General features: G+C 64.9%; 9 protein-coding genes. 7 read left to right on the top strand and 2 right to left on the bottom strand.

Features of this window, described 5'->3' with window-relative positions:
• Nucleotides 1-32: 32 nt before the first annotated feature.
• A complete protein-coding gene (locus AC1DY7_RS11850; protein ID WP_477493880.1) occupies nt 33-10,949 on the bottom strand; it encodes a type I polyketide synthase in 10,917 nt (3,638 codons plus the stop codon).
• Nucleotides 10,950-11,302: 353 nt separating this feature from the next.
• Between AC1DY7_RS11850 and AC1DY7_RS11845 the strand changes: the two genes are divergently transcribed.
• The 7 genes from AC1DY7_RS11845 (at nt 11,303) to AC1DY7_RS11815 (ending at nt 23,494) form a co-directional block, all read left to right on the top strand.
• Nucleotides 11,303-12,724, top strand: a complete 1,422-nt coding sequence (locus tag AC1DY7_RS11845) for a condensation domain-containing protein (RefSeq protein ID WP_477493879.1) — start codon at nt 11,303-11,305, stop codon at nt 12,722-12,724.
• Between the two features lie 94 nt (nt 12,725-12,818).
• Nucleotides 12,819-15,797 (top strand): MMPL/RND family transporter, encoded by a 2,979-nt coding sequence (locus tag AC1DY7_RS11840; protein ID WP_477493878.1) that lies wholly within the window; start codon nt 12,819-12,821, stop codon nt 15,795-15,797.
• Nucleotides 15,794-16,933 (top strand): acyltransferase PE, encoded by a 1,140-nt coding sequence (gene pe / locus AC1DY7_RS11835; protein WP_477493877.1) that lies wholly within the window; start codon nt 15,794-15,796, stop codon nt 16,931-16,933. The genes AC1DY7_RS11840 and pe overlap by 4 nt, the downstream gene beginning before the upstream one ends.
• A 219-nt stretch (nt 16,934-17,152) precedes the next feature.
• Complete coding sequence (locus AC1DY7_RS11830; protein ID WP_477493876.1) at nt 17,153-17,659, top strand: hypothetical protein; 507 nt, start codon at nt 17,153-17,155, stop codon at nt 17,657-17,659.
• Between the two features lie 672 nt (nt 17,660-18,331).
• Entirely contained in the window at nt 18,332-19,177 is an 846-nt protein-coding gene (locus AC1DY7_RS11825) for a hypothetical protein (protein ID WP_477493875.1), read from the top strand.
• Nucleotides 19,178-19,721: 544 nt separating this feature from the next.
• Entirely contained in the window at nt 19,722-20,975 is a 1,254-nt protein-coding gene (locus tag AC1DY7_RS11820; RefSeq protein WP_477493874.1) for a glycoside hydrolase 5 family protein, read from the top strand.
• Nucleotides 20,976-21,319: 344 nt separating this feature from the next.
• Complete coding sequence (locus tag AC1DY7_RS11815) at nt 21,320-23,494, top strand: acyltransferase family protein (protein WP_477493873.1); 2,175 nt, start codon at nt 21,320-21,322, stop codon at nt 23,492-23,494.
• 80 nt (nt 23,495-23,574) lie between these two features.
• Here the strand turns inward: AC1DY7_RS11815 and AC1DY7_RS11810 are convergent, their stop codons facing one another.
• A complete protein-coding gene (locus AC1DY7_RS11810; protein WP_477493872.1) occupies nt 23,575-24,309 on the bottom strand; it encodes a hypothetical protein in 735 nt (244 codons plus the stop codon).
• Between the last annotated feature and the right edge of the window lie 99 nt (nt 24,310-24,408).

The raw sequence follows: 24,408 nt of genomic DNA, 5'->3' as shown, positions 1-24,408 counted from the left end.
CACTTCGTCGTTTCGGCCCCCGTGCCCGCGGACTACTCCGCGGGCACAGCGTCAGATTCTGCTTCGGCTGCCGCCGGAGTCTCCGCGTCCGGCAGTTGCGACACCAGGTGCTCGGCCAACTCGCCGATGGTCGGGTAGTCGAACACCGCTGTCGGGCTGATGTCGAACTTGCCACCGAACTGACCGAACAGACGGTTGCGCAGCTCGACGGCCATCAGCGAGTCGGTGCCCAGATCCAGGAACCTGCTCGACGCAGCCGGCGGCTGCGCGAGCCGCAGGAAGCCCTGCACCTCTTTCTGTAGGAACTCGGTGATGAACCCGCCGCGCGCGGCCACCGGGAGTTCCTGGAGCTGCCGCAGCAGCTCGCTGTCCCCGGTGATCGCCCCGTCACCGCTGGGCAGAACCTGATCCAGCAGCGGCGGGCGGATACCGCCCAGCATCTTCGCCGTCCGCTGCCAATTCGCCTTCAGGACGGTGGCTTGCGCCGCGCCGTGCCGAATCGCCTCGCCCAGCGCGGACAGTGCCGCCGACGGCTCCAGCGGCATCATGCCCTGCGCGCTGAGGTTGGCCACCGCGGCCTGCGAGCTGGCCATGCCACCGTGACCCCACGGACCGAAGTTGACGGCGGTGGCCGGCAGCCCCTGCGCGCGGCGCTGCGCGACGAGACCGTCCAGCAAGGCGTTCGCGGTGGCGTAGTTGGCCTGTGACGGCGAACCCAGCACCGCCGACGCCGACGAGTACAGGATGAAGAAGTCCAGGTCGTCGTCCTTGGTCAAGCGGTGCAGATGGTGCGCGCCATAGGCTTTCGGTGCCAACGTGGACCGGAAGTGCTCCAGGTCCTGCTGCGGGAGCAGCGCGTCGTCGAGCACACCTGCCAGGTGAGCAACGCCGGCCAGCGGCGGCAGCTCGGTGCGGATCTTCGCCAACAGTGCGGCCACCGAGGCCTCGTCGCCGACGTCTGCCGAGAAGACATGAATCCGGCAGTGGAACCGCTCCGTGATCGCGTCGATCGCGTGCTGTGCCTCGGCGTCGGGTGCGCGTCGGCTGGTCAGCACGATGTCACCGGCGCCGAGCTGGGCCAGGTACGAGGCGGTGTGCAAGCCGAGCGCACCGAGACCACCGGTGAGCAGGTAGCTCCGATCACCGTGCGGCTGCAGCGGTTTGGGCATCTGTACGACGATCTTGCCGATGTGCCGCGCCTGCTGCATCCGGCGGAACGCGGTCCGCGCCTCGGTCAGGGGGTAGACCTCGGCGGGCACCGGGGTCCACACACCCGTGGCAAGCCCCTCGGACACCTCGGCCATCAGCTTCTGGATGTGGTCGGGGTCGGACATCATGGTGACGTCCAGGGCCACGATCTCGTAGTTGATGTCGGGCCGTGCCTCGGCCATCCGCTCAGCGGTCCAGATGTCGCGCTTGGCGATCTCGGCGAACCGGCCACCCTGAGCGGTCGCCCGCAATGTCGCGTCGATGAAGCCCTCGCTGGTCAAGGAGTTCAGCACCACGTCCACGCCCGCGCCGTCGGTGTCCGCGAGGATCTGATCCGCGAAATCCGTTGTCCGCGAATCGTAGACGTACTCCACGCCCATCTCACGCAGCGTGGCGCGCTTGTACTTGCTGGCGGTGGCGAACACGATCGCGCCGTGCTGGCGGGCCATCTGCACCGCGGCCAAGCCGACACCACCACTGGCTGCGTGGATGAGCACCTTGTCGCCCGGCTTGAGCTGGGCCCAGTCGAAGGCCAGCCGGACCGTCAGCGCCGCGGCCGAGATGGTCGCCGCATCCACCGAGCTGACGCCGTCGGGTACCACCGCCAGCAGCGGCGCCGGGACGTTGAGCCGGCTGGAGAACGCGCCCTGCATCGAGCCGAACACCCGCTGCCCGACCTCGAATCCGGTGACCTCGGAACCCACTTCGGTGATGACGCCACACAGGTCGCCACCGATGGGGCCGGGATCGCCGGGGTACAGGCCGAGCACGTTGAGCACGTCGCGGAAGTTGAGACCGGCGGCCTCGATGCGCACCTGAACCTCGTTCGGCTCCGGTGCGGAGACCTCCTTCTCGATCAGGCGCAGGTTGTCGATCGCGCCGCGCTCGGTCGGTGCCAGCACGTAGTCCTCGCTGCGCGGCATGGGCAGCTGGCCGCTACGGGCCCAGTGCAGCAGCCGCGACACCAGGAAACGTCCCTGCCGCACTGCCATTTCGGGCTCGACCACCGGTGCGCCCAGCGCGCCGGCCAGCCAGCTCAAGGACTCCTCACCTCCGTCGCCGTCCACCAACCGGACGCGCAGCGTCGGCTGCTCGGCGATCAGGGTGCGCCCGAATCCCCACAGTGCCGACTGGACCGGATCGACGGGCTCACCGGGTTCGGTGGCCACCGCCTGTTCGGTGACTATCCACAGTCCGCCACGCAGGCCATCGGCCGCGCCGGTCTGCGCGGCGGCGAGCAGCGCCGCCACTTCGGCCTCCAGCCGCGTCGACGGATCCGTGTCGAGCTCCGGGTGTCCGGCACTGCGCCAGACGATCCCGCTGACCGGTGCACCCTGTTCGGAAGCGGTGGCGAACGCCCGCTGCCACGACTGCGGGTCGGTGACGTCCTCGACGGTGGCCGCACCGGGAACCTCGGCAGCCAGTGAGTCGAATCCGGCGATCAGCCAGGTGCCCGCACCGGTGGTGGCCTCCTCGAGCGTCGGGGCCGCGGCCTCCTGCCAGCCCAGGGTGTACAGCAGCCGGGTCGAGTCCCCGCCGAGCCCGCGCAGCAGCGCCTCGCGCGGGGCCCGCTTGACGGTGAACTCACGGATCCCGCCGAGCACTCGCCCGTCGCGGTCCACGAAATCGATGTCGAACACCTGGGTTTCACCGTTGAGGGCGCTCTCGTGCCAACGCGCGCGGCAGTAGAACCGCCGCGGCATCTTCTCGGCCACCTGAACCTGCCCGTACCGCAGCGGCAGGAACAGGTCGTGCATGCCCTGTTCGGCCGCCAGGATCGCCGGGAAGGCGGGGAAGGCCACGCCGGTGCACAGGTCCAGCAGCACCGGGTGGATCGGCTCGCTGCTCAGGTGCTCGGCGAGTTCCTCGCCGATGGCGATGTCACCGATGGCCTCGCCCTCGCCGACCCACAACGACTTCAGCGAGGTGGACCACGTCGGTCCCCAGGCCAGTTCCATGTCGTGGAAGATCTCGAACAGTTCCTGCGGGCGGGTGCGATTCATGTGCTCGATCGCCTCGTCCGGGGTGACCTCCGAGGTCGCCTCGGTCTCGGGATCGACACCCGAGAGCAGGGTGCCGTCGGAGTTCAGCGACCACTCGGACTCCCGAACGCCATACGGCCGGCTGTGCACCTGGAACTTCCAGCCGTCGTCGATCGGATGCAGGCTCAGCTGCACCTCGCGAGAGGCCTTGTCGGGCAGGATGATCGGCTCGTAGAAGAAGACTTCCTTGACCCGTGCCGGCGCGCCCGCGGCGGCCAGCGCCATCGCGGCGTACGTCGCACCCGGCACCACAACGGTGCCGTAGATGACGTGGTGCGCCAGCCATGGCTGCGTCTTCACCGAGAACACGTTGCTGTAGACGGTGTCACCGGATGCCAGGTCCTTGGCGCTGCCGAGGATGCCCGAGGTGGCCGTACCGTCCGCACGGATACCCGAGGTCTTGGGCCAGTAGCGGCGCCGCTGGAATGGATAGGTGGGCAGCGCCAGGCGTGCTCCGGGCGTGTGGTGCTTGGCGGCGAAGTCCGGCCGGTGCCCGCTGATGTACGCGGTGGCAAGCGCTTCGGTGATCTGGCGTTGCGCGTTGGCGCCCTTGCGCAGCGACACGATGGTCTTCGGCGCGTCCGAGGACTCGGGCCAGCTCTGCAGCGCGGCCGCCGTCAGGATCGGTTGGGGGCCGATCTCCATCAGCACCGAGCAGCCGAGCGCCGCGACGGTGCGCACGCTCTCGGTGAACTGCACCGGCTGCCGCGAATGCCGCCGCCAGTACAGCGCGTCGATCGGGGTCTCGGCGGTGAGCACGGCGCCGGTCCGGTTGCACACCAGCGGCAGGGTCGGCACTGCGTAATCGAATTGCGCGGCGAACGACTCGAATTCGTCGAGCACCGGGTCCAGCAGTTCGGAATGGAACGCGTGGCTGGTCTCCAGCCACGTGCAGCGGGCACCGTCCTGGCTGCAGTTGGCGATGATCTGTTCCAGATCCTCACCCGGGCCCGACAGCACGGTGTTGCGGCCGTTGTAGGCGCCTACCGACACCCGCGGGAACGCCTCGGCGGCGTCCTCTACGTACTGCGGGTCGGCGAACACCGCGACCATGCGGCCGCCGGCCGGCAGGCTGCCGAACAGCCTGCCGCGCTCGGCGATCAGCCGTGCCCCGTCTTCGAGGCTGAGCACACCGGCCACACAGGCGGCCGCGTACTGGCCCACGCTGTGGCCCAGCACCACGTCGGGCACGATGCCCCACGACTGCCACAACCGGGCCAGGCCCATCTCGACGGCGAAGATCGCGGGTTGTGCAAAAGAGGTGTGCTTCAGCGTTTCCGCGGCATCGCGCCCGGAGCCGAACAACACTTCCAGCAGCGGGCGCGGCAGCATGCCGTCGACGGCCTGCGCGCACTGGCGCACCGTGTCGGCGAAAACCGGCTCGGAGTCGAACAATTCGCGCGCCATCCCCGGGTACTGGCTGCCCTGGCCGGGGAAGAACCAGGCCGTGGTCGGCGGGTCGGTGCATTCGCCACGGACCACGCCGGGGCGCAACCGGTTGGCCACCAGGTCGTCCAGCAGCATCTTGGCTTCGGCGGACGAACCCGCGACGACGGCGGCCCGGTGCTCGAAGTGGGCCCGGCCCGCTCCGGCGGTGAAGCTCACGTCGTCGATCGTGGCGTCGGGGTGGGCATCCAGCCAGGCGCTGTAGCGCTGCGCCAGTGCGGTCAGCCCCTGTGCGGAGCGGGCGGACAGCGGCACCAGGCTCAGCGGTTCACGCGTGGGTTCCGGGGTGACCACCTCGTCGGCGGGTTCATCCGCCGCCAGCGGTGCTTCTTCCAGCAGCACATGGGCATTGGTGCCGGTGAAGCCGAAGGAGCTGACGCCGGCGCGGCGCGGGCGGCCGTTGGGCAGCCACGGGGTGGCCTCGTTCACGACCTGTACCGGCAGGGTGTCCCACGGGATGTGCGGTGACGGGTTGTGCTGGTGCAGAGTCTGCGGCAGCAGTTCGTTCTGCAGCGACAGCACGACCTTGATCAGACCGGCGACACCCGCGGCGGACTCCAGGTGCCCGATGTTGGTCTTGGCCGTGCCCATCAGCAGCGGCCGGTTCGCGTCGCGGTTTGCGCCGTATGCGGCCGCGGCCGCCTGCACCTCGATCGGGTCGCCCAGCGGGGTACCGGTGCCGTGCGCCTCGAGGTAGTCGACGTCTCCGCCGGTGAGGCCGGCGCGGTTCAGTGCCGAGGTGATGAGTCGTTGTTGCGCACCACCATTGGGCACCGTCAGGCCACTGGATGCGCCGTCCTGGTTGACCGCACTGCTGCGGATGACCGCGCAGATCTTGTCACCGTCGCGCTGGGCGTCGGACAGGCGCTTGAGCACCAGGACACCGCAACCCTCACTGCGGACGTAGCCGTCGGCAGAGGCGTCGAAGGTCTTGCATCGGCCGTCCGGGGACAGCATCCGGGCCTGGGAGGCGGCGACGATGGACGCCGGGCTCAGCAGCACGTTCACGCCGCCGGCCAGGGCCAGGTCGCAGTCGCCGGAGTGCAGGGCCTGGCTGGCCTGGTGCACGGCCACCAGCGAGGAGCTGCACGCGGTGTCCACCGCCATGGCCGGCCCCTCCAGGCCGAGGGTGAAGGCCACCCGGCCCGCGATGGCGTTCAGCGCGTTGCCGGTGATGAAGTGCGCTTCGAGCTTCTCGACCGAGTCGCCGGAGAGCAGGTGTGAATACTCGTTCGCACCCACGCCGACGAAGACACCGCTTCGGCTACCGCGCAGCGACGTGGGGGAGTACCCGGCGCGTTCCAGCCCCTCCCATGCGATTTCGAGCATGAGGCGCTGCTGCGGGTCGATCCAGACCGCTTCGCGCGGGGAGATGCCGAAGAACTCGGGATCGAATCCGTCGACACTGTCCAGGTATCCGCCGTTGCGGGTGTAGATCTTGCCGGGGGTCTGCTGCTCGGGGTCGTAGAACTCGTCGACGTCGAAGCGATCCTCGGGGATTTCGCGGATGGCGTCCACGCCGCCGGCCAGCAGCTCCCAGTACGCGTCGGGGTCGGGGGAGCCGGGGAAGCGGCACGCCACCGCGATGATGGCGATCGGTTCGTCAGTCGCCGAGGTGGCCAGCGAGGTGTGCTGGGTGACGACCTTCGCCCCGGCCCGTTCGTTGAGGTTCAGCACGTCACCGAGCAGGTAGTCGGCCACATCGGTCAGACGCGGGTAGTCCATCGCCAGCGTCGCCGGAAGTTCCTTGCCGACAGCGTGTTCCAGCCGGCGGCGCAGCTCCACGGCCATCAGCGAGTCCATGCCGAGGTCGAAGAATCCGCCCTCTTCCCGGATTTCGGAGGCGTCGATCTGGGTGACCTCGGCGACGGCGTCGCGCAGGTACTCCAAGACCAGCTTCTTGCGCTGCTGTACCGGTGCGGCGGTGAGCTGCTCGACGAAGCGGGTGGTGCCCGTCGGTCCCGCCGGCGCGGTCACCGATTCCGGGACCTCGCGGGCCACTTCGGCCAGCAGTGCGCGCTGGCCGGTCTGCAGGTAGATCGGCAGGAAGCGGGCCCAGTCGATGCGGGTGACCACCCCTTGCGGGTCCGCGCCGACCATCACGTCGGCCATGCCCGCAAGTGCGTCGGCGGGCGACAAGGTGCGCACGCCACGGCGTTCCAGTTGGGCGCGGGCGTCGGGATCGGCCATGCCGGCCGACCAGGGACCGAAGTTGACGCTCATGCCGGGGATGCCCTGCGCGCGCTGGTGCCACGTCAAGCCGTCCAGGAAGGCGTTGGCGGCGCTGTAGGCGCTCTGGCCGTAGCTGCCCCACACCGCGGAGATCGACGAGGTGGACAGGAAGAAGTCCAGTTTGAGGTCGGCAACCGCCTCGCTCAGATACCAGGCACCCCAGACCTTTCCGGAGAATACCCGGTCCAGTTCGGCGGCGTCGAGGTCGCTCAGGGGAGTGGTGCTGTTCTCGCCCGCGGCGTGCACGATGCCGGCCAGCGGTGGCAGCTCGGCGGCTGCGGTGGCGAACAGGCGGGCGACGTCGTGCGGATTGGCGACATCGGCGGTGACGGCCCGGATCTGGCAGCCGTGCTGCTCGGCGAGTGCGTCGATGCGCTGTTGGGTGGTGGCGTTGGGCGCGCGCCGGCTGGTCAGCACCAGGTGCTTGGCGCCGTGCGCAGCCAGGTAACCGGCGATCTCCAGTCCGAGCGAGCCCAGCCCACCCGTCACCAGATATGTTGCCTCAGAACGTAATTCCAGCTTCGTGGGGTTGGGCTGTCCCGTCCGCCGGACCAGCCGGGGCACGTAGGCCGCGTTGTCGCGCAGGGCGATCTGGTCCTCGCCGCGTGGGGCCGCGACGACCTGGCGGATCAACCGGAACCACTCGTCGGAGGTGCCCGCGGTGACGTCGGCGAGTCCGCCCCACACCTGCGGGTATTCCAGCGCGACCGCCCGGCAGAAGCCCCAGAGGCTGCTCTGTTCGGGTGCCACGGTGTCGGTGTCGGTGACCCGCTGCGCACCGCGGGTCGCCACCCAGATGGGCACGCGCAGTTCGGCGGCGGCCGCGGCCCGGAACAGTCGTTGTGTGCCACCGAGGACCCGGTGCTGCATCCGCAGCAGGGTCCGCATCGACGGTGTGCCATCGGTGTCCAGGGCGGCGACGTGCAGGATGCGCAGGGCCGGTTCGGCTTCCACCGCGGCGCGCAGTTCGGCTTCGAGTTGCTTCTCGTCGGCGTCGGACATCGGCAACCCGAGAACCCGCTGCCGGTGGCCGTGCGCGGTGAGCGCGCCGATGATCGGCGCCATGACGGCGTCGTCGTCGCCGATGAGCAGCCAGGCGGTGCCTTCGCCGGCGTCCGCGGCGTTGCCCGTCGACTTCTGCCAGCGGACCTCGTAGCGGGCGTCCGAGATCGACTGGGCGCTGCGCTGCCGGTTGTGTTGTGCGGCAAGCTTGTTCAGTACGTCAGCAGTGCCATCGGCACCGCCCAGCAGGGCAGCCAGTTCGTCGATGCGGCCGTCTTCGAGCAACCGGACGGCTTCGGTGCGCGCCGAATCGGTCTTCTTGGCCGGCTGGACCTGCTTGTCCCGGAACCAGTAGTGCCGGTGCTCGAACGGGTACATCGGGAGGTCGAGCTTGCGTGCGGGCTGGGTCAGCAGCGTGCCGAACTCAGGCAGGTGGCCTGCCACGTAGGCGTTGGCCAGGGCGTCGGCGATCTGGCGGTGGTCGGCGCCGTTCTGGCGCATCGAGGCGATCGCCCGCGGCGCGGCGGCCGGGTCGGGCCAGGCCCGCATTGCGGCGGCGGTCAGTACCGGTTGCGGGCCGATCTCCAGCAGTACGGCGCAGCCGAGTTCGGCCAGCGTGGCGACACCCTTGGCGAACTCGACGGGCTGCCGGGCGTGGCGGCGCCAGTACGGGCCGTCCAGCTTGGCGGTACGGCCCAGGGTCGCACCGGTCCGGTTGCACACCAGAATCCGTTGCGGCGCTTTGAATTCGAATTGTCCCGCGAACGATTCGAAGGCGTCGAGCGCCGGATCGAGCAGGGCGGAGTGGAACGCGTGGCTGGTGTCCAGCCAGTCGCATCGGACGCCGTCGGCCGTCAGTCCGGCGATGGCCTGCTCCAGGTCCTCGGCGGGCCCAGAGAGCACCGTGTTGGCGCCGTTGTAGGCGGCCACGGACAGGCTGGGGAATTCGTCGGTGCGACGTTCGACCCGGTCCGGGTCGGCGAAGACGGCGGCCATCCGGCCACCTGCGGGCAGTTCACCGAACAGCCGGCCCCGCTCGGCGAGCAGTCGGACGCCGTCCTCGAGGCTGAACACACCGGCGACGCAGGCCGCCGAATACTGGCCGACGCTGTGGCCGAGCACCACGTCCGGCTCGAAGCCCCACGACTGCCACAGTCGGGCCAGGCCCATCTCCACGGCGAAGATCGCCGGCTGGGCGTGCTGGGTCAGCCGCAGGGTGTCTCCACCTTCGGCGTCGAAAAGCAGTTCGAGCAAGGGCTTTTCGAGCACGCCGGTCAAAGCCTCGGCACACTGGGTCACTGTCTGGGCGAACACCGGCTCGGTCTCGAACAGCTCGCGAGCCATGCCGGCGTACTGGCTGCCCTGTCCGGGGAACAACCACGCCGTCTTGGGGGCGTCGGCGCAATGGCCGCGCACCAGGCCCGGTGCCGGCCGGTCGTCGGCCAGCGCACCGAGCAGTTCGCGGGCCGAATCCAGTGAATTCACCACCAGGGCGGCGCGGTGTTCCAGGTGGGCTCGGCCGGCTCCGGCCGTCAGGCACACGTCGGCCAGGGTGGCCTCCGGGTGCTCGCCGAGCCAGCTGCGGTACTGCTCGGCGGTCTGCACCAGGGCGGCCGGGGTACGCGCGGAGAGCGGCAGCACGTTGAACAGGCGGTCATCCGCGGCGGCCTCGGCGGCGACGGGCTGTGAAACCGGTGCCTCTTCGAGGATGACGTGCGCGTTGGTGCCGGAAAATCCGAACGAACTCACACCCGCGATGCGGGGCCGGCGGTTGCGTTCCCACGCGGTGGCCTCGTCGACCACCCGCACAGGGATCCGGTCCCACGGAATGTGCGGCGACGGGTTCTGGAAGTGCAGGTGCTTGGGCAGTTCCTGATTTTCCAGGGACAGCACGACCTTGAGCACACCGGCGATACCCGCCGCGGCCTCGAGGTGCCCGATGTTCGTCTTCGCCGAGCCGATCAGCAGCGGCTGGTCGGGGGTGCGCCCCTTGCCCAGGGCTGCGGCGGCGGCCTGGACCTCGATGGGATCGCCCAGGGACGTCCCGGTTCCGTGCGCCTCCAGGTAGTCGACGTCGCCGGGGGCCAGGCCCGCGCGATCGAGGGCCTCGGTGATGACGCGCTGCTGGGCGACACCGTTGGGCACCGTCAGCCCACCCGAGGCGCCGTCCTGGTTGACTGCGCTACCGCGGATGACGGCCCGGATCCGGTCGCCGTCGCGCAGGGCGTCCTGCAGGCGCTTGATGACGATGACGCCGCAACCCTCGCCGCGCACGTAGCCGTCCGCGGAGGCGTCGAACGTCTTGCACTTGCCGTCGGCCGCCAGCATCCGGGACTGCGAGAAGGTGATCATGGTGGCCGGGCTGAGCAGCACGTTCGCGCCGCCGGCGAGGGCGAGGTCGCACTCGTCCAGCAGCAGCGCCTGGCACGCCTGGTGGATGGCCACCAGCGACGAGCTGCACGCCGTGTCGACGGTGACGGCCGGGCCGTGCAGGCCCAGCCGGTAGCTGATCCGGCCGGCGCCGGCCGCGCCCGACGTGCCGATGGCCAGGTAGGCCTCGATCTCGGGGTAGGTCAGTTCGGAGGAGGCCATGCCCAGGTAGTCGTGGGTGGACAACCCGACGAAGACGCCGGTCCGGCTGTTCGCCAGTGCGGTCGGCGCGGTGCCCGAGTGCTCGACGGCCCGCCACGAGGTCTCCAGCAGCAACCGGTGCTGCGGGTCCATCAACCTGGCTTCGCGGGCCGAGACCCCGAAGAACGGCGCGTCGAACCCGACGACGTCGTCGACGAAGCCCGCGCGGCGGGTGACGACCTTGCCGGGTGCGCCGGCGTCGGAGTCGAAGAACTCGTCAGCATCCCAGCGGTCCTGGGGGATCTCCGACACCGCGTCGCGGCCCTGCTGCAGGACGTCCCAGTACTGCTCGGCGTCGGCAGCGCCGGGGAGGCGGGCGGCGTACCCGATGATCGCGAAGCTGGACGACTGCTCAGCAGGCGCAGCGGTGTGTTCAGTAGGTGACATTTTCTGAGTTCGCTTCCCCGCGGCGGTCCAACAAATCCGAGTGCTGCAAAGACCGAAGGAGGACTGGAAAAGTTGTGCGACGGCAGTGGCGCGCTCAGTCTCCGACTGTCACAGCCGGTTTCTTACCCGCGGGTCAGTATTGCACGGGTGTTGCTGAAACTGGCTGTTTCGGGTCAGTTGACGAATTTGCGGTGGTCGGCGCGCTGAGCTGGCACACAGGCTTTTCGTGAGCGGTCTGCTCAGCAGGCCGACACCGGTCTATCCGCGACCCCTGCCGCGGCAGGCGCTATCGTGAAGTCGCCATCAGCGTTGCCGGACCGGAGCCGCCGCCGCTCAGACCCGGGAGGAACACCTTGCAAATCGGGAAGATCACGATCGGCACCATCGGTGATTGGGCGCCGAGCCCGGGTGTGGTGACGTCTTGGCATCCGACAACTGCGGCGATGGAGAAGGCTCGGCAGGCGCCGGTCAGCAACGTCCCCGTCAGCTATATGCAAAGTCAGCACATTCGGGGCGTCTACCACCAGGAGGCCGCCGGGCTCGATTATTCGCGCCAGATTATCGCCACCTGCGAAGTGCCTGGTACGTGCGATATCTCCGCGATGAACGTCGCGCTCAACGCCTATCTGCGGCGCCATGACACCTATCGCAGTTGGTTCGAATACACCGGTTCCGGAGACATCGTCCGGCGCTCCATTGTCGATCCGGAAGACATCGAATTCGAGCCCGTCGATCATGGCGAGATCACCGCCGAAGACGCGCGCAAACACATTGTGGACATTCCCTCACCGCTGGAATGGGGCTGCTTTTCTTTCGGCATTGTTCAGAGCGAGGATCATTTCGATTTCTACGCGAGCATCGACCATGTGCACGGCGACGCGGCGCTCATCGGAATCACGATGCTCGAGGCCCACGGCATGTACACGTCGCTGACGACGACAGGCCAGCCGATGCCGCTACCGGAAGCCGGACGGTTCGACGATTTCTGCGTCAACGAGCGTGCGTCGACGGCGGATCTGACGGTCGATTCGCCGGAGGTTCGGGCCTGGATCGAATTTGCTGAGAACAACAACGGCACGATGCCGGAGTTCCCGCTACCGCTGGGTAACCCGCTGGAGCCGACGGTCGCCGACATGGTCGGGGAGATGCTGTTGGACGCCGATCAGACCGCGCGATTCGAAGCGACCTGCAAAGCGGCCGGCACCCGATTCGTCGGTGGCCTCTACGCCTGCACCGCCATGGTCGAGCACGAACTGACCGGTGCAGCGACCTATTACGGGCTGACTCCGCGGGATACCCGCCGCACGACGGACAATTTCATGACCCAGGGCTGGTTCACCGGTCTGGTCCCGATCACCGTTCCGATCGCCGCCACGACTTTCCCCGAAGCGGCATGGGCCGCGCAGACGTCGTTCGATTCGGGTCTCAACCTCGCCCGGGTTCCGTATTACCGTGTATTGGAATTGGCGCCGTGGCTGGACAATCCTCAGCCCAACTTTCCCGTTTCAAACTTTTTGCACGGTGGCGCCGCTCCGCTCAACGCGGTAATCGCTGCTGCTGAGATGGGTTACTCGAACAATATCGGAATTTACTCCGACGGCAGATTCTCCTTCCAGCTGACGATCTACGTATTCCGGTACGAGGCCGGGACGGCAATGGCGGTGATGTTCCCGGACAACCCGGTGGCGCAGAAATCCGTCGCCCGCTACATCGCGACCATGAAGTCCGTCGTGGAGCAGGTCGCCGAAAGCGGCGATTGGGGCCGTTTTGCGTGAGGCGCGGTGCGGGGCCGAACAGGACAGTGCGGCTTGATCTTGTGACAGCGAGTTGCAGGGCCACACGAGTACGACGATCACAGGTGGGTGCACAGTGCGTCGGCTAGCGGATTTTGTCGTGCGATGGCCCTGGATCCTGGTCGGGCTGTGGGTGACGCTGGCGGTGGTCCTGCCGCTGACGTTCCCGAGCCTGAACGAGATGGCGCAGAAGCATCCGCTCGCGATGCTGCCGGGCGATGCCCCGTCCAGCGTCGCGGCCAAGCAGATGACCGAGGCGTTCCAGGAACCCGGCGGCGACGACCTGCTGCTGGTGGTCCTCACCGACGAGCAGGGTCTGGGCCGCGAGCACGAGGCCACCTACCGCAAGTTGGTGGACGCGCTGCGTGACGATCAGCAAGACGTGGTGATGCTGCAGGACTTCGTCGGCACACCCGCCCTGCGGTCGTTCCTGACGAGTAAGGACAACAAGTCCTGGGTGCTGCCCGTGGGACTGGCGGGTGCGTTGGGCACCCCGCAGTCCTATGAGGCCTTCAACCGGGTGTCCGAGATCGTCAAACAGAACACCGCGGGAGGCCCGCTGGAGGTTCACCTCACCGGGCCTGCGGCCACGGTCGCCGACCTGACGGTCGCGGGCCAACGCGACCGATTGCCCATCGAGATCGCGATCGCCGTCCTAGTGCTCCTGGTGCTGCTGGTGGTGTACCGCAATCCGGTCACCATGCTCTTGCCGTTGGCCGGGATCGGGATATCCCTGGTGATCGCCCAGTCCCTGGTGGCCGGCCTGTCCGCGTTGACCGGACTGGGGGTGTCGAACCAGGCCATCATCCTGCTCAGCGCCATCATCGCCGGTGCCGGAACGGACTACGCCGTCTTCCTGATCAGCCGCTACCACGACTACGTGCGCCAAGGCGAGAGCTCCGATGACGCGGTCCGGCACGCGCTGGGTTCGGTGGGCAAGGTGATCACCGCGTCCGCGGCGACCATCGGTCTGACCTTCGTGGGAATCAGCTTCGCCCAGATGGGTGTGTTCTCCACGGTCGGGGTGTCCTCCGCGATCGGGATCGGGGTGGCGTTCCTCGCAGCACTGACGCTCCTGCCGGCCATTCTCGCCATCGTCGGGCCGCGGGGCTGGGTCTCGCCGCGTCGTGAGCTGACCACCCGCGCGTGGCGGCGGTCGGGTATCCGCATCGTGCGCCGGCCGCGGCTGCACCTGGTGTCCAGCCTGCTGGTGCTGCTGCTGCTGGCCGGTTGTGTGGGTCTGGCGAAGTACAACTACGACGATCGCAAGGCGGTCCCGGACTCGGACCCCAGCTCAGTGGGATACGCGGCGCTGGAGCGGCACTTCGACCTGAATCAGTCCATCCCGTCCTATGTTCTGGTCCGGTCCCCGCACGACCTGCGCACCCCGCAGGCGCTCGCGGACCTCGAGCAGATGGCCGAACGCATCACCCAGGTGCCCGATATCGGGTTGGTCAGCGGCATCACCCGGCCGCTCGGTGTTGTGCCGCAAGAGTTCCGGGCCACCTATCAAGCGGGTCTCGTCGGTGACCGGCTGGGCACGGGCGCCTCGATGATCACCGCGAACATGGCCGATCTCAACCGGCTGTCGAAGGGTGCGGGAACCCTCGCGACCGGCCTCGGCGACGTGCGCGGCCAGGTTACCCAGATCACCGGCACCATCCAGCAGATGGTTAACGCGTTCTCGGCGATGAAGGCCCAGAACGGCGGCGACACGCTCGTCAAGAACGTCGAGGTCGGCGCCAAGCTGGTCGACAGCATCAACCAGCTGGGCAACTCGATGGGCATCAGCGTCACTGCGGCCAAGGACATGTTCGCCTGGATCGGCCCGGTTCTGGTGGCGCTGCAGGGCAACGTCACCTGCGACCTGGACGCGTCGTGCAGCGAGACCCGAGCACACTTCTCACGGTTGGCCCAGGCGCGTCAGGACGGCACCCTGGACGAGATCAACAACCTTGCGGGACAACTTCAGTCGATGCAGGACAAAAAGTCGCTCAACGCCTCGCTGAACCAGATCGGCGGCGCCCTCACCAACCTCACCAAGCTGATGAAGACGTTGGGTCTGGACTCGCCTGCCGGTGCGCAGGCCACCCTCGGCAAGTTGCGGCAACAGGCGGACCGTTCGGCCACCGGAAGCCGGGAGGTATCCACCGGGGTGAACCAGGTGGTCGACCAGATCCAGCTCATGCGCAGCGGCCTGGATCAGGCGTCGGCCTTCTTGTTGACGATGAAGCAGAATGCGTCGGGGCCGGCGATGGCCGGATTCAACATCCCGCCCGAGGTGCTGGCACTGCCCGACTTCCAGATGGCTTCCAAGATGTTCATCTCGCCGGACGGGCATTCGGTGCGCTACCTGGTGCTCACCAAGCTCGATCCGTTCAGCGTCGCGGCGATGGATCAGGTCAACGCGATCAGCGATGCCGCCAAGGGCGCACAGCCCAACACCAGCCTGTCCGACGCGTCGATCTCGATGGGTGGGTATCCGGCGGCGCTGCGCGATACCCGGGACTACTACGAGAAAGACATCCGCTTCATCATCGCCGTCACCCTGATCGTGGTGCTGCTGACGTTGATGCTGCTGCTGCGCTCGATCATCGCGCCGCTGTATCTGGTTGGCTCCGTGGTGCTTTCGTACTTCGCGGCGCTCGGTATCGGTGTCCTGGTGTTCCAGTACGGGCTCGGTCAACAGCTGCACTGGACGGTGCCGCCGCTGGCCTTCGTGGTGCTGGTCGCGGTGGGTGCCGACTACAACCTGCTGTTCGCGTCCCGATTGCGTGACGAGTCTCCGCATGGCACGCGTTACGGCATCATCCGGACGCTGTCGTCGACTGGTGGTGTGATCACGGCGGCCGGTTTGATCTTCGCCGCCTCGATGTGGGGCCTGTTGTTCTCCAGCATCGGTACCGTGGTGCAAGGCGGGTTCGTCATCGGCGCCGGCATCCTGCTGGACACCTTCCTGGTGCGCACCATCACCGTGCCGGCCATCGCTACGCTGGTCGGTAAGGCGAATTGGTGGCCATCTCGTCCGACCTTGCAGGGGAGCAGTCAGACATGAAGAAACTTCTCGCTGCGGTGACGGTGGTGGCGACCGTGAGTGTCACGGGCGCTTCCGGTTTCGGTATCGCGGGAGCCGATGAGCCGGCCCCCGCGCCGGCTCCGGGCGTGGGGTCCAATGCCCCGGCGCCGCAGCGCGGCACCCCCGGCAAGGCGTACGCGATGGGTGGCGCCCACGTGCTCGGCATCCCCTATGACGAGTACATCCGCCGGACGGGCGCAGACTGGTTCCCCGGCCTGGATCGCCAGAACATCTGGTATCCGGCAGGTCAGGTTCAGGGACACACCCTGGAACGGCTGTTCCCGGGAATCGGGAAGCTCGATGACGGCTTCCCCGGACTCGGACTCGACGGCCCGAGTATCGGCGAGTCGGTCGACGTGGGTGAGGGCAACCTCATCCGTGCCGTCCAGGCGGGTGGTAGTGGCACCGCCATGGGGTTGTCCGAGGGCGCCATGGTGCTCAACGCGGTGAAGAACCGGTTGGCCAGTGATCCGGCCGCACCGCCGCCGGACCAGTTGTCCTTCGCGACATTCGGTGATCCCCTGACGACGAACCCGTTCGGCCAGAGCTTCCTGCGGCAGAACTTCCCGGTGGGCAGTGTGGTCCCGTCCCTGGACTTCACGATGCCGCCGCAGGTCGACAGTCAATACGACACCTACGAATTCATCTCTCCGTACGACAGCATCGCCGACTGGCCGCAGCGCCAGGACAACATCATCTCCGTCACCAACGCGATCGTCGGTCTGGCCACCGGTCACACCGCGGTGGCGTTCACCAACCCGTCGAACGTGCCGCCCCAGAACGTCGCGGTCACGTACAACTCGCGGGGCGCCAAGAACACGACGTACATGATTCCCGAGCAGCACCTTCCGCTGGTCATGCCGTTCAAATACGCGGGCATCGACGAGGGCACGCTGAACAAGCTCGACGGGGTGCTCAAACCCTATGTGGACGCCGGATATACGCGTAACGACAATCCGCTGACCGCTCCCATCACCGTGGACCCGGTACGTGGCTACGACCCTGCGGTCGTCACCGCCGGGGCGAGTGAGGCCGCGTTCGGTAGCGGAGGCGTCGATCCGCTGTCACAGCTGATGGCCGGGTTCCAGTACGTGTTGGATCACAACGTGCACTGAGTTGGTACGGCTTGACGTCGAACTAGCAAATTCTTATCCGTGTACCGGTGGTTTCTGGCTCCAGTTATTTATGAGCGTCGGTGACGAGTCTCGCGATGACCTCATGCGGCACAAACGATCTCGTGGCAACAGGCGACTCTTTGCATATTTAACGTTGTAGTCAGATTCGGCGCGTAATTCCTGTTCTGCGCCTGTATGCTCATGCCGCATCCAGAGCGAATGGAGAAGTCGGTGTCGGTAAAGGCAGCTGCGGGTCGTATCGCCATCCTGCTGGTGGTACCTGTCTCCATCGTCCTCGGATTGGGCGGCGGCATCGCGTATGCAGATGCGTTGGCAGGCAAGACGTATGCAGACGCGACTCAGACCGCATCCGGTTGGGGCAGCCAGCTGATTATTTCTACCGTCGTCGGAGGCTCGTTGCCGATGGACGAGTGCATTGTCACGTCATCCCAGAAGGCTCCATCTGTGAGCAATGACAATTTCAGCCACCGCAGTGGATTTCTGGTGGCACTGAACTGCGGTGCCAAGCTGGCCAAAGGCGGGTCGTCTGGCAACTCGCTGATGACACCAGAGGGCCAAGACGCGAAGAAGGATCTGAAGAGCGTCACCTGGATCAACACCACCCCAGAAGGAATGGAGTGGTGCACGGGTAATACGAAGGATTGCAAGACGTTGTGCGATCGAACGGGAAGTTGCTCGGACGAGACATTGTCGGTTGTAGGTTGACGATCCACTCGGTCGCAGACCGCGATCGAATCTTTGGGTGAGCTCTAGTCGAGCGGTAAATCAGTTCCCGGCGCTGTTGATTTATCGGACTGCCGTGTTCGACGGGCGATGCGTTGCTGCTATCAGTCCGGGCGAAGCAACATAGGCATTCGCGCAGGTCGTTTCGCCGGTTTGGCAGTTGGCCGCCGTTCGCCCCTGCCAGTTCTGCATACTGACAGACCCCCGTGCAATTGCACGGAGATGTGCTGTCGGGTGAGCAACACGCCATCCCTCGGTCGGGACGCGAATGCGCTTAGAGTCAGGGGATTTTCACAGGGATGCTTTGGCCGTGCACCGGTACTATCCGACCAATCGGTTACGGCTCGTCGATGTTCAGAATTGAGTGACCCGGCGTGTTCGAAATGAGGCGATCAGATAGTTCTAGAGTTGCGCCTGGCGCTTGGTTGGAGACGATCGTTGCACTGTTGCCGTCATCGGAGTCGGTCACTACGTGCCGTGACCTTGGATCTGTCTCTGCCCCGACACACTTGACCTCTCACCTTTCCGCCAGTCAATGCGAACGCCGATGAAAAGGACTGCCAGAGTGAAAGCGACCACGATATGAGTTGGGACATGTCCCGTAGGTCCGTCTTGGGGGCTGCTGGCGCTGCGGTGGCTACGGCAGGTGCGAGCATGGCACTGAGTTCATGTTCGCGAGATGAAGCGCAAAGTCCGCAGAGTGATGAGGATTCGGTCCTTTCAGTTGCGCGGGCTCCGCAACGAGATCCCCTACGCGGCACGGTGCTTTTCCACGACACTTTCGACGACGGTTTCAACGGGTGGCGGGACCACTACAACGGCCGCGGCCCTGCGACTGCCCTCTCGTTGACTTCGTATCCGGTGTTTTCTGGAAGTCACGCCCTGATGATCGGCTGCTCGGCGGCCCCGGATGACGGCTATACAGACGGCTGGGCTCCCGCGAATGCCGCTGCGTTCAAGAATCTGTCGCGGTATTACGACGGCCGTCTGGTGACTTTTTCGTGTTACATCGCGCATGGCTCTGACGACTCCACAGCGTCCCTCGGTGGATTCTGGCTGATGATCGATACGCAGGCGTGGGACAACTCAAGGCGCTCATTTTTCAAGCTCCAGGTGAGCCGTAAGGCATCCGGCGAATCCCGCACGCTCTCAATATCTGACAATGATCAAAAGTGGGTCGACGTCTACAGCGGATCTGACTTCGTCGCCGGAGATAACGAAAACAAGTTCAACTTTGACTGGCTCAGCCTGACCGTCGACCTTGACGCCAACGATGGAGCTGGGGCGTACCACTCGTGCCAGGTGAATCGCCGCACGTTCGACCTCGCGAAATTGAGCGCGGGCAGCGCGAACCAAAGCCCTCAACGCGGCGGTGCGATGGCATCATTCGCGGGCGGGCTGAATTTTGGTGTTGCGGCTTATCCGGGGCCGGCAGGATCGGGCGAGTCGTTCATCGTCGTGGATCAGGCCGTGGGCACGGTCAACGAGGTGACGAGCTGATGTTGCGGTTGTCGAAGACGCAAATTCTGGTTTCGTCGTCTACGACCGACGGACTTGGTCAAGGACCTATACGACCCGCGTCTGCAAAAGGTCGAATCAGCCTAGCTCAGCCGGGCCACCCGATGGACTTCGGATGGGCAGAGACCCTGACGTGGGTGCTGGGTGTCGAATCGGTTACGGGTGAACCCTCCGCGTGGTCTCTTGGTGTGAGGTTCCAGTATTGCCTCGACAATATGGATGGGTTCCAGTACACGAAGAATCGCTGGTACGACCTTGCCGAGGAGAACTTCGCTTCCGACATCGTCGAGGGGGTGCCATGGCGCGGCCCGAATCTGCCAGCGCCGACGGTTGCGAACGAAGCCTCGATATTGCCGGTAACGGTCAAGCGAACTATTCGGAACCACCCGCGACGGGTTCGGGTAGTGCTCGACCCACAATTCACAGGTGGAAACAACCCCGGTATCTACATCAACCTCCAAGTCACACCGAGAACGTAGCGTCAGAAAGCTACGGCCCCTGATTCCGTCTTAATCAACGAAGAGTGGTGAACTGGGTAGTGCGACTTGCTAAAGCATTGGTAGCGGTGGTGGCTCTCCTGTTGGTCAGCTGTTCCTCGGCACAGCAAGCTGCAGATGATGGCAACACGTCTCGCTCAAGCGCATCGATTTGGGGATCGGGCGCCGCTGCAACGGAATTGGCCAGCGCAAGCGGAGATCTGAACCCGGCAGGCACCATGGGCCGGCCCTACTGGCACGCCGCCGACGCGTTGTACGCCGATAGACAATCGACACCGAACGGTGAAAGCGCACCCGATGTGCGAGTTGCTTCGGTGCCGGTTGCCGCAGGGTTCGGAACCCTGATTCCTGGAATCAAGATCAAGGGCGGCAATATCGTCGTCAAGTCCTATGGGGGCTCGTGGGGCGGACTGTTCTCGGAGTGGGACTGGGACAATTGGATAAAGCCACAGGTAGATCGTGCTCGCGCATTGGGTATGAACACCATCCGGCTGATCGGCAACCCGGGTATCATCTTCATGCCCGCCGGGGAGAACTATCCCGCGATCACCCAGGAACAATATGTCTCCAGATGGAGGCAGCTTGCCGACTACACGAATTCTCTGGGAATGATGCTCTATCCCGCACTGTGCGAGAAGTGGGCATTTTGGGATGGATCGACTTACGATTTCGCCGACCCTGACCGCGTCGGCGCGATCACCGAGGTGGCGAAGGCTTTGGCGTCATACCCGAACGTGATCGGATTCGATGTCTTTCAAGAGGGCTCAGGCAAAGATGATGGGCTGACAGTCAAGAACGTACTCGATCTGTATAGCGCGATCAGGGCTGTTGCACCGGGGATTCCGCTGACTACGTCCAACTCGTCGGACGGATTCGGAAATCCTGCTGACTTCTGGTCCGACCAAAAGTCGATCCAGTATCAGGCCTGGACCGCGAACGGTGGATCAGATTTCATCGATATCCACGTATATCTCGAAAACGTGGACGTTTCGAATCTGTCGAATTTTTCAAGTCTTGGTAAACCGATCTTGGTTGGCGAGTTCGGCACCCCACAGTCGTTGACGCCGGCGCAACAAGTAGGTCGCATCGTGAGTGGCAAGGACCTGCATAATGTTCCAGGCGTCCTTGGTTCGATCGTTTGGGGACTTGCCGATCAGGGGGTCGGCGACATCGACAAGATCGGAGTCTGGGACAACAGCGGATTCTCGCAGGGAGGTCACCCGCTGTCTGTCGATACCGGTCAGCGTAAGACTTTGACTGACCTTCTCAGTAAGTTCAATTGACGCGAAGAAATACTCGAGGGCGAGAGACACGGCAACCAAGACGCTGCGATCCGGCCGTTGTCCATCTGAGATCCGGGGGATCGAAGACGTCGCCGCGCACGGCTTCGTGTGGCCTTAACAGTGAGCTGGCGCTTTTCTCAGGCGCTTCAGCACAGCGGACTGGGAGCGGGTCGTCGCACCGCCTGATGCTGCACTATCCGTGCTGTCGCTCAACGCGCTTCAATGCACCTGGTTGTGGAATACTCGGCTCCAGACAATTCGCTTTCTTCTGCCTTAGCAGGATGTCGGAAAACGTCACCGAAATTCACAGTCCGACGTGAACGCGTGCGGTCCCTGGGGGAGCAATGACAACTATTCTGCAGCGAAACAGAAGGATATCTAGGCGGCGTCGAAGACACGCTGCGCGCGCACATCAACGACTGGATATCCAGGGCTTGCGGATGGTCGCAGTCGTCACGGTATTTGCCAATCATCTATTCAACTGGCCACGTGGGGGCTTCGTCGGCGTCGACGTGTTCTTTGTTATCTCCGGTTTTCTCATCACCGGAAACCTTCTTCGCAAGGCCGAGAGCAGCGGAAACGTCTCCTTCCGCGAATTCTACTGGAACCGGTTGCGCCGGATCGTCCCAGCAGCCACAGTCGTCTTGATTCTGACGTACCTCGCGTCGCTGCTGGTGTTTCTGCCGTTCAAGTCGCATCAGGTGGGGGTGGATGCCCTATGGGCCTTCGGATTCCTCGCGAACTGGCATTTTGCGGCCGAGGGGACGGATTACTTCAACGCGGGCGATGCGGTGTCGCCGCTACAGCATTACTGGTCATTGTCAATCGAAGAGCAGTTCTACTTCGTCTGGCCGGCAGTGATTTTCGTTGTGGGCGTGATGGTTCTTCGCAAAGCTTGGACCCATGCTCGCCGAATGCAGATCGCCGGTTGTGCGATGGCCGTGATCGTGACCGCGTCATTCGGGTGGGCCGTGGACGAAACCGTGGCTGCTCCCGCATCGGCGTACTTCAATACCTTTGCGCGGGTCTGGGAGTTGGGTGTCGGCGCATTGCTTGCGACGGCGGCGGGATTGCTCGCCCGCATACCCCTGACAATGAAACCCATCCTGTCGTGGGCGGGTCTCTTAGCCATCGGAGCCAGCCTCTATCTGATCCAGGACGGCTCCGCGGGTTTTCCGGCTCCGTGGGCACTGCTACCTGTGGTCGGCGCGGGATTGGTCTTGGCTGCTGGTGTTGACGGCGAACCAGCATGGCAAAGCTTCCTCCGCAACCCCGTGAGTACCTTCATCGGCGACATCTCGTACTCGCTGTATCTGGTTCACTGGCCGGTGATCGTCCTATTGGGTTCTGTCATCGACCAGGACACGTACTACCGTGTGGCGGTGGTGGCGTTGTCGTTCGGACTGGCGATCGCATCTTATTACTTGGTTGAAAAGCCACTGCGCCGCGTGGATCGAGCCAAGGTCCGCAACGCCGCAAAAAGGATTCGGCGCGGAAAGTACCACCCGCAACAATCAAGTCAGTATGGCGCCGCTGCCGCAACGCTTCTGCTGACCGCCGCCATGTGCATCCTGGTCATCAAACCGACGGTCAATCACGACGATGTGCTCACGGACGGCGAGATCGCCCCGAGTGCCGTAGCGGCAGCCGCTGCCGAACTCAAGTTGGGCCCGGCAGGTTCCGCGCTTCAAGCCCAGATCGCCGAAGCATTGACAGCAGCATCGTGGCCTGAACTCCACCCCTCGATTGAGGATGTCATCGGTGGCCCCAATGTTCCACCGGATATCGCCGCGTGCAGCGGTCTTGATCAGATAGATGGTTCGTGCACGTGGGGTTCGAGTTCTGCGAAGACTCGTATCGTGCTGGTCGGCGACTCGATTGCAATGACGTACGTAGGACCGTTGAAGGAAATCGCGTTGAATTCCGGTGGAGCGGTACAGGTTCACACCGAAGCGATGTATGGTTGCGAATTCGTCGATGACGTTCTCTACATCGGGGACGACAAGGCGATGGCCGCATGTCCAGCAAAAAAGCAGCATGCGATCGATTACATCAACGCCACCAAGCCCGATGTGGTGATCATTTCGAACACTTATCTGGAAAAAAGAGTCAACGGCGCCGACCGGAAGATGACACCGGCGGATTGGACCTCGTCGACAAATCGTATCGTGGCGAAGATACGGGCTAGTGTGAATAAAATTGCACTCCTGGCCGCCCCGCCAGCTGACGTCGGCGTGAACATACGGGACTGCTACGGAAAGCGGTCGAGTACTCCGTCTGGATGTGTCAACAGGGTTACTCGCATCTGGCGCTTGAGGGCATCAGCGGAGCAGGATCTCGCGAAATCGCTTGGTGGAATCTGGATCGATTCGAGACCGTGGTTTTGCATGCAGGACCGGTGTCCGAGTTTTGCCGACTCAACTCCGACGCGATGGGACGACCAACACATGTCCGATGTTTACGGTGTGAGGCTTGCCCCAGTCATCGGCGAAGCCCTCAAGCGTGCCGGGGTCATCTGAGGCGATGACGCTGATCCATCAATTGCTAGGTCACGACAATCATCGATGAACGCCCATACTCGCGACCACAGACTCTTCCACTAGTCCCAGCCCAGTGCGACCACAACTTTCGCCAAATAATGCCCGATTGCGTCATACCCGGCCTGAGTGAAGTGCCCGCCCGCCACCGTCAAAGATGGTGGAATGCGGCCCGCTGCGGTAGCTTCCAGGTCTTCGGTGGTTGGTGACGAAATCCCGGCCGCGGCGAGGCCATGAGTGGAAAGCCAGGTGCGTAGATCCACGAACCTTTGTCCATATGTTGCAGTGAGAACATCCTTGGTTTCGGGAATCGTGCCGATAACGAGGTACCGCGTGGTCGGTGGCAGTGAAGCGATCATCGTTGCCGTATCTCGCTCGATGGCGTCGATCTGCACCCGATTATTGGTTCCAGCCCAAATTATCTGCAGGGCGTCGTGATCGCCGAATTGTTGATCTCCCAGAAATTCCGATTCCATCGGTACCGAGACAGCCGAAGGAGGCGGAGAGTCCGGTAGATACGACCACGTATTGGCTCCGCCAGTAGGCGTGTACTGCAGCTTGCCTGCTACACCGGCCAATGTTCCCTTCAGGGTGAGGATGCCCGCCTTCGTATCGAGTGACCATCCGTCCGAAGGGCTCACGGCCGCGACCGGGACTTCGTTTGCGTGGGCCGGGATCTGGTTGCCTTCCAAGGTGAGCCGTGGTCGCAGTCCGCCCTGTCGCACGGCTATCTGAGCGGAGCCTTCAGATGGCACGCCGCCGTTAAAGGAGCACCAGCCTCCGAGATCAGTCGCCATCGTCTGGAGCCAAGTCGGTCTGGCTTGTATCCAGGAATCGCCGTCTTTGGTCAGAGCGTATGTGAGAGAGTCGCCGAACGCTGCGACGGTATTCGAGCT

This window comes from Mycobacterium sp. P2_H7, assembly GCF_056403275.1.
The sequence above is the reverse complement of the archived record's forward strand: the minus strand, read 5'-3'. Positions and strand labels throughout refer to the sequence as shown.

What these genes read in the sequence shown, in the direction of transcription:
- AC1DY7_RS11815 (WP_477493873.1), top strand. Translation starts at nt 21,320, where the DNA reads ATGACAACTATTCTGCAGCGAAACAGAAGGATATCTAGGCGGCGTCGA.
- AC1DY7_RS11810 (WP_477493872.1), bottom strand. Translation starts at nt 24,309, where the DNA reads ATGGCGACTGATCTCGGAGGCTGGTGCTCCTTTAACGGCGGCGTGCCA.
- AC1DY7_RS11850 (WP_477493880.1), bottom strand. Translation starts at nt 10,949, where the DNA reads ATGTCACCTACTGAACACACCGCTGCGCCTGCTGAGCAGTCGTCCAGC.
- AC1DY7_RS11830 (WP_477493876.1), top strand. Translation starts at nt 17,153, where the DNA reads ATGGAGAAGTCGGTGTCGGTAAAGGCAGCTGCGGGTCGTATCGCCATC.
- AC1DY7_RS11825 (WP_477493875.1), top strand. Translation starts at nt 18,332, where the DNA reads ATGGCACTGAGTTCATGTTCGCGAGATGAAGCGCAAAGTCCGCAGAGT.
- pe (WP_477493877.1), top strand. Translation starts at nt 15,794, where the DNA reads ATGAAGAAACTTCTCGCTGCGGTGACGGTGGTGGCGACCGTGAGTGTC.